This is a genomic window from Marinifilum sp. D737, from assembly GCF_026672275.1.
GTDB lineage: Bacteria > Bacteroidota > Bacteroidia > Bacteroidales > Marinifilaceae > Marinifilum.
In genome coordinates, this window is record NZ_JANQCD010000078.1 from 1 (window position 1) to 2,426 (window position 2,426).

The 2,426-nt window shown below is 30.5% G+C and carries 4 protein-coding genes; all 4 read right to left on the reverse strand.

Annotated elements, in window-relative coordinates:
• Positions 1 to 314, reverse strand: a 314-nt coding sequence (locus NQ163_RS20420) for an ATP-binding cassette domain-containing protein (protein WP_268192163.1), incomplete at its 3' end; no start/stop codon positions are given.
• A gap of 716 nt (positions 315 to 1,030) precedes the next feature.
• Positions 1,031 to 1,210, reverse strand: coding sequence for a hypothetical protein (locus tag NQ163_RS20425; protein ID WP_268192164.1), 180 nt, complete (start codon positions 1,208 to 1,210; stop codon positions 1,031 to 1,033).
• Positions 1,211 to 1,650: 440 nt separating this feature from the next.
• Positions 1,651 to 2,028, reverse strand: coding sequence for a hypothetical protein (locus NQ163_RS20430; protein ID WP_268192165.1), 378 nt, complete (start codon positions 2,026 to 2,028; stop codon positions 1,651 to 1,653).
• A gap of 63 nt (positions 2,029 to 2,091) precedes the next feature.
• Entirely contained in the window at positions 2,092 to 2,277 is a 186-nt protein-coding gene (locus NQ163_RS20435; protein WP_268192166.1) for a class IIb bacteriocin, lactobin A/cerein 7B family, read from the reverse strand.
• Positions 2,278 to 2,426: the final 149 nt, after the last annotated feature.

A 2,426-nucleotide genomic window follows, 5' to 3' on the forward strand; every position in this document is an offset into this window, starting at 1 on the left:
TGCCACATGTCATAATATTTCCCTTTTGTTTCGTATAGTTCAGTATGCGATCCTTCTTCCATTAATTTTCCTTTCTCCAAAACAATAATTTTATCAGATTGTAGTATAGTCCCCAAACGGTGAGCAATTAAAACAATGGTTTTCCCCTGTTCTTTTAAGCCTCTAATGCAGTTTTGAACTTGCTCTTCCGAAATGGAATCTAATGAGGACGTAGCCTTATCAAGAATGAGTACCTTAGGATCAGAATACAAAGCACAGGCAATTGCCAAACGTTGTTTTTGTCCGCCTGAAAGAGAAGCTCCATTTTCGCCCAACCAGGTTTAGAAACCATTTGGCAATTCTTCTATAAAATCCAATATGCCGATCTGCTTGCAAATGTCCAGTATGCGTTCCATATTGGGCTGAAAATACCATTTTAATGGCTCGATTTAGGAAAATATTTTTGAAAAAGGTATTGTGAAAATCTGATTTGTTAAATCATAGATTTCAATACAATAAAAATTAGAATTATGCCATTAATCACAGTATGAAATAAAAACGAATACATAAATCCATACTTCATTCTAATAAATCCTAAAATACCACCCAATACAATTTGGGGAGATACCAATACAGGACTAAACAACACAATCCAAATATTAATTCCTTAAAAAACGCAAAAGAGGGAGAAGATAAAACGCTGCAGGAATAGTCTTTTGTTTTACGACTATTTAGGTATGGAAGGACGCCACGGGTAGGAGGCCTTTTTTATTTCTTACCTAATTCGTAGACAAGATCAAAAGTATGTTTATTACTTATTCCTTGTTTCTAATAAAAATAATTACAAACCCTATTAAAAGGACTATAATGGCAGGCCAAAATATGGACATAAAAGCACTAGATAATCTGCTAAAAGCAAAATTATCAAATCCAAACTTCAAATAATATTCTAAAAGAATAAGTCCAAAAAAAACGATAAGCCATTTTAAAGATAATGATGTGTATTTATTTCTCATTCAGATTTATTTCAATAATTCAAGCTCATTTAACCTTAGCATTTTCTAAAATACAGATTCATGGAACTCAAAAAAGCTCCCATTGCAATAAAAAGAATGCCAAATACTATTGGCAAATCTTCAATCAGGTACAATTTTAGCAGCATAATGCCGAAACCTATTACATTCATCAACAACGACATAATTGGTAATGCCTTATACATTTTTATTTGCATATTTTATCTATTAAAAACAAGCATGGCAAATTACAACAATTTACGCTCTCTTAATTCATTAAAAAGCAAACCGAATTCCCACCTTCAAATAAAAATTATCTGTTTCGAAACTTGTTTCCGTGCTTCTTATCTCATTTTCAAAATATTAAATTGAAATGTTTTTTAAGGAAATACCTGCTGTCTTACGAGTACTGAAGAATTCCGATTTTTCTTTAATAAATAATCAATCGTGTTCAGATAAATTGAACAGATAGCCTCCTATAACAAATACACTGCAAACACGATAAAGCTTTGTTTTATACTTAAATCAAAAGAAATACTCTGTTTTTTTTATTACCTGTATACAAAACAATTTATCTGCCTTTATTATCATTCCTCCAACTTAAATTATCAACACTTGCTAAAATTTCTTTAAGATTAGGTAGTAGATAAATAAATAATTATTTCACCTCCTTTGAAGATATAATTATATATAAGAAGAATAAAATGAATCCTGCAAATGTTGCTAAAATATCGTAATAGTCAAAAGTTCGATTGGGAATAACTATTTGAATAAACTCATAAATAATTAAGCCAAGCGTGCATGCTAAAGAAACTGCAATTTGTGTTTTTATTATAAAATCACCTTTATATATGCTGAAAATAGATGAGGCTATTATGACACCGAAGGCATTTTCACTAGTATAAACAATATCGTTATTGAAGGTGCAAGTAATTTTTATGAGTTCAGTAATAAATAAACCGATAAATGCACATAGCAATACACATATTAATTTACTTCTTGATGTAAATCTGTTAAGAATCGATAACTGCTGCATGATAAATAATTTAAAAGAATTATTATTATAGCACGCCTTGAAATAATCAAGACGTGCAATATTTTATCTTTTACATGAAGGTATTCCTTCGTAAGTTCCTGCTTTACCTGCTTCATATACAGCTTTACAACCAGCTTTATATACATCATAAAGAGCACCTCCAAGAATAGCTCCACCAGTAAAAATTAACCATGCAGGCAAAACGCCACCTTCTATTTTCTTTAACTCTTTTTCATTTAAATCTTTCATATTCACAAAATTTTAAATTGTTTATTAAATCAATTAATTTTGTGTAGGCTTTTTAGCTAAGTCCGATGAACAGCATGGGTTCTCCAAAACACTTCTGTTTTTCGGGCTTTTTAACCTACACTTTATATATTCGCATTGGCCAAATTTGA